Source organism: Kitasatospora sp. NPDC057936, assembly GCF_042887525.1.
In the GTDB taxonomy this organism is placed as follows: Bacteria; Actinomycetota; Actinomycetes; order Streptomycetales; family Streptomycetaceae; genus Kitasatospora.
The window spans coordinates 5,965-12,621 of sequence record NZ_JBHVPD010000166.1 but is presented as its reverse complement, the minus strand read 5'-3'; the positions used below and the strand labels follow the sequence as shown (position 1 = coordinate 12,621).

6 protein-coding genes and 1 pseudogene are annotated in these 6,657 nt (G+C 69.9%); 2 read left to right on the top strand and 5 right to left on the bottom strand.

The genetic code is table 11. The annotated features are described in order from the left end of the window. Positions 1–92 precede the first annotated feature (92 nt). Positions 93–461: pseudogene (locus ACFVU9_RS44380) on the bottom strand (transposase family protein); the annotation flags it as partial. 340 nt (positions 462–801) lie between these two features. On the opposite strand from ACFVU9_RS44380, the gene ACFVU9_RS44375 reads away from it, so the two are divergent. Further along, positions 802–1,296, top strand: coding sequence for an RICIN domain-containing protein (locus ACFVU9_RS44375; RefSeq protein WP_380447583.1), 495 nt, complete (start codon positions 802–804; stop codon positions 1,294–1,296). 233 nt (positions 1,297–1,529) lie between these two features. Here ACFVU9_RS44375 and ACFVU9_RS44370 read toward each other — a convergent pair whose 3' ends face one another. The 4 genes from ACFVU9_RS44370 to ACFVU9_RS44355 all read right to left on the bottom strand — a co-directional run bounded on the left by ACFVU9_RS44370 (position 1,530) and on the right by ACFVU9_RS44355 (position 5,969). Continuing rightward, complete coding sequence (locus ACFVU9_RS44370; protein ID WP_387603585.1) at positions 1,530–2,006, bottom strand: transposase; 477 nt, start codon at positions 2,004–2,006, stop codon at positions 1,530–1,532. A gap of 92 nt (positions 2,007–2,098) precedes the next feature. Next, the gene (locus tag ACFVU9_RS44365; protein WP_387603583.1) at positions 2,099–2,956 is read right to left on the bottom strand and encodes a hypothetical protein; all 858 of its coding nucleotides are present in this window, start codon (positions 2,954–2,956) and stop codon (positions 2,099–2,101) included. Positions 2,957–2,981: 25 nt separating this feature from the next. After that, a complete protein-coding gene (locus ACFVU9_RS44360; protein ID WP_387603589.1) occupies positions 2,982–4,724 on the bottom strand; it encodes a PQQ-binding-like beta-propeller repeat protein in 1,743 nt (580 codons plus the stop codon). A 45-nt stretch (positions 4,725–4,769) separates the two neighbouring features. Then, the gene (locus ACFVU9_RS44355; RefSeq protein WP_387603580.1) at positions 4,770–5,969 is read right to left on the bottom strand and encodes an RNA-guided endonuclease InsQ/TnpB family protein; all 1,200 of its coding nucleotides are present in this window, start codon (positions 5,967–5,969) and stop codon (positions 4,770–4,772) included. 139 nt (positions 5,970–6,108) lie between these two features. On the opposite strand from ACFVU9_RS44355, the gene ACFVU9_RS44350 reads away from it, so the two are divergent. Further along, on the top strand, positions 6,109–6,579 hold the full coding sequence (locus ACFVU9_RS44350) for a hypothetical protein (protein WP_387603577.1): 471 nt from the start codon (positions 6,109–6,111) through the stop codon (positions 6,577–6,579). The last annotated feature ends 78 nt before the right edge of the window (positions 6,580–6,657 follow it).

Here is a 6,657-nt window from a genome sequence, read left to right as displayed (position 1 = left end):
CCGCTACGAGAAGACCGCCACCGTCTACCAGGCCGGACTCCACATCGCGGGCATCTTCATCTGGTCCGCCCGCTGATCCGAAAGAAAGTCCCTAGTTGGTCAGCGAGGCGGCCCGTTCGACGCTGGTAGCGCTCCAGCAGACTGGGCACCTGCTCACGGAACGTCTGCCGTCGACAGCCCAGCACCGGGCAGGCCAAGCGGCGGACGCGCACCGCCACCAGCACCCGCCGGCCATCCGCCAGCACGTCCGCCGCCGTTCGACGGTGGAACCCGTGCACCCGGTCCGTCGGCGCCCCGCAGGCCGGGCAGGGCGCCGGACCGTCCTGGGTCCGGGCCATCACCCGGATCACCTCGCCCTCGTCCACCACGTCCTCGATCGCCAGCGGCGACAGCCCGGAAAACGCCGTGCCCACAAGCTCATTGACATCTCGCAGGACCTGCCAACGGCGCCCGCCGCACATCGTTACCACCGACTACGGGACGGGGCCGTTCATTGGGCAGACCCTTCGACGGCGTTGCGGAGGAGCTGCTTTCGGATGTGGCTGGACACCGACCATGCTGAATGAACATACTGTGCCCGGATCGCACGCCATGCGACACACGATCAGTTCGATGCGCTCCCATTCCTGGGCGCTCCTTCATCGGCGACCCGGGCTTCAGTGCTCGTGGGTCGCCGCCGTGTGCCGGGCGGGCGACCGTCCCTTGCCAGAAGTTCCAGCCCTCCGGGGCTCCTTTCGGCATGGGCGCGCACCATACGGCCCGGCAGGCCGAGACATTAAAAGATCCAAGATCCGGGGAAACATGATTCGCAAGTTTTCGACCGCGCTCTTCGCGCTGGTCGCCATGATCGGGTTCACCTCACTCGCTGCAAGCCCCGCGCAGGCCGTCGGCAGCTCGGTCCTGTGGAACACCGAGAACAAGTGCGCGACCCCTGAGGGGAACAGCACCGACAACGGCACCGTGGTCACGGTCTGGTCCTGCACGGGCAGCAGCCTGCAGAACTGGCACTGGGAGGGGATGCTCCTGGTTCACGACGTGAGCGGCAAGTGCATGACGCCCCGCGGCAACGCCTCGGGTACCAACGGCGCCGTGCTTACTCTGTGGACCTGCGATCCCTACGCGACGTCCAGCCCGCAGCGGTTTGATTACAACCTCGACCAGGAGCGGATCTGGACCCTGCACGGTGGCAAGTGCATCACCTCGGAGGGCAACTCCCTGGACAACGGGACCTGGCTGACGCTGTGGACCTGCGGCGACCCCGGGAACCACCCCCAGTCGTGGGCCATCGTCGGCTGACGAACCACCGGCTCACTAGCGTCACTGGCCAACCCGTCAGGCCGAGCTGATCAAGCAGGAGTTCGAGCTGACCGACTGACCCCTGAACGCAGAAGGGCCCTTTCCGCGATTGCGGAAGGGGCCTATCTCTCGTTCTCCGCAGGGGTATTGGCGCCCGGGGACGTCAGCCGACTCACCTCCGGCGATCGCCCAGTGAGCTTGCTCCGCTTTGACGGACACCATCGGTGTGGTGGTCAGGCCGCCAGGACGGTCTCGTACTCGACGGGACTGCGGTAGCCAAGGCCGCTGTGCAGCCTTCGCATGTTGTACCAGGCTTCGATCCACTCGAAGATCGCGGTGCGGGCCGCCGCCCGGCTCGACCACGGCCGGTCGCCGGGCAACTCCCGCTTCAGCGTGGCGAAGAACGACTCGGCGAGCGCGTTGTCCCGGCACTGCCCGGTACGGCCGACCGACAATCTGACATCGAACTTGCCTGCCGGAAGAGCGAATTCGCGACTCGTGTATTGGCAGCCGCGATCCGAATGGAACACCACCGGGTCGGCTGGGCGGCGGGTGCGGCAGGCAGCCCGAAGCGCGTCGGCGACTTGTAGTGCTTTGTTAGGAGGCTTGTCACATCGTCCGTCGAACGCTGCATCAACCGCCTGAAGAACTGGCGCGGCCTGGCCACCCGCTACGAGAAGACCGCCACCGTCTACCAGGCCGGACTCCACATCGCGGGCATCTTCATCTGGTCCGCCCGCTGATCCGAAAGAAAGTCCCTAGCTGGATCGACGCACGGCCGGGGTCGGTGGCGTCGCGGGTTTCACGAGGCGGCGAGCGTGGCCACGACGTCCTGGCCGCAGGCGGTGGCGGCGGCTTCGGCGTCGGCGGGCGGGATGTCCTTCAGGGTGACCCCGGAAAAGGTGCCCTTCTCATAGCTGATGGTGATGAGCGCGTTGCGCTGGAGCACCACGAGGTCGGCGTGGCCGTACCCATTCATGGTGGTGTAGAACAGGGTCGCCTTCTCCCCTATGCCGGGAACGGCCCGGTCATCAGTGACCTTCATTCCGCTGGTGGCCCCCCCGTTCCGGTGCCCGGCCACGGTGATCTCGTAGCCACTCTCGGCAACCGGGGACAGCTGGACCATGACCTGCATCATGGTCCAGCCTCCGTCATTGCTGTGCCAGCCCGCGCTCGCATTGGTCATGCCCACGACGTCCTTTTGCTCGCTGCACGAGGTTCCCTTCGCATAGCGGTCGACCGTCTCGGGGCGAACCAGGACGCAGCCCGCGGCCAAGGTGGTGTAGGGCGCCGTCGTAGGGCTCGCCGGTCCGGAGGTGACCGAGAGGGTCGGTGCGGGCGAGACCGAGAGCGTCGGCGCGGGCGAGACGGTCGTCGTGGCCGAGACGGTCGTCGCGGCGGAGACCGTCGTCGCGGCCGTCGTCCCCGCAGTCGCCGCCGGGGTGACGAGGTTGGCCACCAGGCCCAGGACGAGCGCTGCGGTGCCCGCCCCGGCCGTGACGCCTCCGAGCAGCCAGGTCCACCGCCGGGAGGGTCCGGCCGGGCGCAGGTCCGCCGGGTCGGGGAGGGTGGCGGGAGTGGGCTGTGGCGGCAGGGGGCGGGTGCCTGGGAGGGTCGGCAGCGGTTCGGTGGCGGGCGGGGTGTCCTCGATCTCGGCCATCTCGTGATCAACCCTTCGGAGGCTGTCAGCCGGCTGACAGGTGATAGGCGGTCAGGGTGGCCCCGTAGCCGACCAGCAGGGCCGAGTCCTGGGCGAGGACTTGCGGGGCCCCTGGCTGCCGGGCGAACGTCTGGTGCCATTGCGGTTTGCCGGCGGCGCTGGTGAGCGACTGCACGGTGATCCCGTCGGCGGCGGTGGGCGCAGTGATCAGGAACGACCCTCCGACGGCGCCCCACACGGTGGCGGCGCCGTGTGGCGACGGCCAGGTCCACGCGGTGCGCCCGGTGCGCAGGTCGAGGGCGGACGCGTCCTGCGGGCCGCCGGTCACGACGACGGTTCCGGCGTCCGCGCACCCGGTGAGGACGCCGGTGCGCCAGCCGGTCCAGAGCCGGGCGCCCTCGGTGTCGAAGGCCGCCGTCACGACCTTCCCGTCCGTGGCCGTCGTCGCGGTGAGGGGCAGGCAGGTGATCACCCCTTGGCGGAGCGAGAGCGAACCCTGGTAGGAAGCGTTGTACATGATCCCGGACGGAAGACCGGTGGGCCGACTCCAGAGGACGGTCGCGTTCTGGCCGTCCACGGCGGTGAGGGCGAGATCCGCGCCCAGGGCGCACAGCCGGCTCCCGTCCGGCGGCGCGTAGAGGTCCTGGGCGTCGAGCGACCAGCGTTGGCGTCCGGTCGCGCTGTCGAGTGCCACGAACCGGAAGGCGCCCTTGGCGAGCCGGGCCGGGTCCCCGAGGAGCGTGACGATCAGCAACCCCGCCGACGGCATGCCCTGGATGCGGAACGAAGTGCCCAGCGCCGTACTGCTCCACAGCCGGCGCCCTCCGGCCGCGTCGTAGCCGTGCAGCGTTCCGTCGGCTCCGGTGACCAGCAGCAGGCCCGGCAGCGGCAGGGCGACGGACTGCGCACCGGGAACCGGGTCGGACGAACGCCAGACCGTGTCGCCGCTGCGCGCGTCGCGTGCCCGCACCGAGCCGTCGGAGTCCACGGACCAGAGCCGCCCGCCGTCGCCGACCGGGAGCATCCCCGCCTCCGCGGTGCTGCTCCACAGCACCCGCCCGTCGGAACGGTCGTAGCCGACGGCACCCGTGCGGTCCGCGCACACCACCGCCGCCGGTCCGCAGCCGACCGGTGTCATGCCGGCCCGGGGAAGCGTCGCCGACCAGGCCGTCGGGGGCTCCCCCGAGGTGCCCGGCCACAGGGCCCGGGTGACACCGCCCGCGGCGGCCGTGGCGAGCAGCGCTCCGCCGAGGACGAGGAGCCTGCGCCGGGTGCCGTTCGGATCGCTCAGCACCCGGGCCAGTTCACGCTCACGCCGGCGTACGGTCCGCTCGGCCCCTCCCAGCCAGTCGGTGCCGACCGCCGGGCCGTACCGGAAGGCCTCGGCGAGCTCGGTGGGCGTGGGCCGCCGGGCCGGATCCCGGTCCAGACAGCGCACCAGCAGTCCCACCAGCTCCGGTGGCACTCCGTCGAGGTCCGGAGGCTCCTCGGAGGCCCGGTAGATCAGCACCGCCGGCGGCCCTTCGCCGAAGGGCGTGCGGCCGGTCCCGGCGAAGGCCAGCACGGCGCCGAGTGAGAACAGGTCGCTGGCGGGGGTGAGGTTCAGCCCTGCCGCGTGTTCGGGGGACATGAACCCGGGGGTGCCGATGATCTGGCCGCTCGCGGTGGGCAGCGCGTCGGCCGTCGGCTTGCTGATCCCGAAGTCGATGATCCTCGGGCCGTCCCGGGCGACCAGGATGTTCGAGGGCTTCAAGTCCCGGTGGATGATCCGGGCGCGGTGACTCCTCCCCCACCTAAAGGTGGGGGCTTCTCGCTAGCCCTGGCGGGCGTCGCGACGGACAAGCCCTGCCCGTAGAACGTTGGTGGCTCCCACCGTGTCGGCGTGCGCCTGGTAGCCGCAGCCAACGCAGTGGAAAGTCTCCTGGTTGGGCCGGTTCTGCGCCGCAACGTGCCCGCATTCGGGGCAGGTGCGGGAGGTGTTGCGGGGGTCCACGGCGATCACTTCCCGACCGGCGCTTTCAGCCTTGCTGGTGAGAATCGTGAGGAACACCCCCCAACCGGCATCGGTGATCGACTTGTTCAGCCCGGCCTTGGCCGCCGCGCCGTTGGGCAGGAAGCCACCCGGCTGGTCGGGATCGGGTTTTGGGGCCGGGGCCTTGACCATGTTGCGGATCTTGAGGTCTTCGTGCGCGATGAAGTCATGCCGACGCACGAGGTCAAGAGCGGTCTTGTGCGCGTGGTCGAGTCTCTGACGGCGGACCTTGCGGTGCAGGTCGGCAACGCGCTGGACGGCCTTGCGGCGGCGGTTGCTGCGCCGCTTGCACCGGTTGAGGGCCTGCTGTGCGGCTTCGAGCTTCGCGGCGGCGCGCCGGCCGTGGCGGGGGTTGGGGACGAACCCGCCGTTGGAGTCGGCGAGGAAGTTGGCTATGCCCATGTCGATGCCGATCACGCTGCCCGTGGGGGACAGCGGCTCGGGCTCGGCCTGCTCGGCGGTCAGGACGACGTACCAGCGCTTGCCCTCGCGCTTGACGCTGACGGTCTTGACCTTGCCGGCCACCGGCCGGTGCTGGTTGACCTTGACGTGCCCGACGCCCTGGAACCGGACGCGGGTGGTCGGGTCGTGCGGGGTGGAGTCCCAGCGGCAGCCGTCCCCGTCCTTGGGGAAGTCCGCCGTGTCGAACCAGTTCACCCCCCGAAAGCGCGGGTAGCCGGGCGTCTCGCCGGACTTGACCCGGCGGAAGAACCCGGCGAACGCCTTGTCCAGGCGACGGAGCGTCGCCTGCTGCGAGGAGAACGACCAGCGGCCCTGGCGCTCCGGGTCGAACGCCCGGATCTCCTTGAGCTGCGCCGACTGCATCCCGTACCTGATGCTGGTCTTCGAGACGTGCCGGTAGGCGTCGCGGCGTTCCTGCAACGCCCCGTTGTAGAGCGAGCAGTGATCCCGAAGCATCTCCGACAGTGCCTGCGCCTGGCCCACGGTGGGCCGCATGAGGAACTTGTACGCACGGATCATCCAGCCCACCCCCTTTCGGTCGATGTGGTCAAGCTAGTGCACCCCACTGACAACGCAGCGTTCTCCGCCGCTTCGCGGCTCCGGGCCAAGGATGCATTCCCTCCCCGGCTGAAGCCGGGGATACCCTGCAAGATCAGGGATGGGAGGGATCGACCCGGAGGCCGGCGACGCCGTCCTGCTGGTGCAGCCCGGCGGCCGCATCCCGTCCTTCGCCGTCATCGGGCCGCCGGGCACGCAGGGCCGGACGCTCTGGCGCTGGGGTCCGGACGAATCCGAGGTCCCGGTCGAGTGGCACGTCGACCTGCAGCCGGTCGCCCCCGCGATCGATCGCTCGATCGACGACCAGGCGGCGTTCGAGCGGAGCCTGCGGGGCGAGGGGCCCGATGTCGAGATGCCCGGCGGCGAGGACCTGCACGACTACGTCGGCGGCACCGCCTGCTACCCCAACCTCTACGCGCGCGTCGACTCCCCCTGGCAGTTCCTCTTCAAGATCAGCGATGCCGGCGAGGGCGAGGACGATCCGTACTTCCTCAACTTCGGCTACGGCTACGGCTTCGGCTTCGTCAGCCCCGACCACCGCGAAGGCCGCTTCTTCTGGGAGTGCTCCTGAGCGCCCGTCCAGCCGCTGGGGTAAAGCACCACCCCCGCCTAGACAGCCGACTAGGTGAATAAAAGAAGGGAGAGGGCA

What these genes read in the sequence shown, in the direction of transcription:
- ACFVU9_RS44375 (WP_380447583.1), top strand. Translation starts at nt 802, where the DNA reads ATGATTCGCAAGTTTTCGACCGCGCTCTTCGCGCTGGTCGCCATGATC.
- ACFVU9_RS44350 (WP_387603577.1), top strand. Translation starts at nt 6,109, where the DNA reads ATGGGAGGGATCGACCCGGAGGCCGGCGACGCCGTCCTGCTGGTGCAG.
- ACFVU9_RS44355 (WP_387603580.1), bottom strand. Translation starts at nt 5,969, where the DNA reads ATGATCCGTGCGTACAAGTTCCTCATGCGGCCCACCGTGGGCCAGGCG.
- ACFVU9_RS44365 (WP_387603583.1), bottom strand. Translation starts at nt 2,956, where the DNA reads ATGGCCGAGATCGAGGACACCCCGCCCGCCACCGAACCGCTGCCGACC.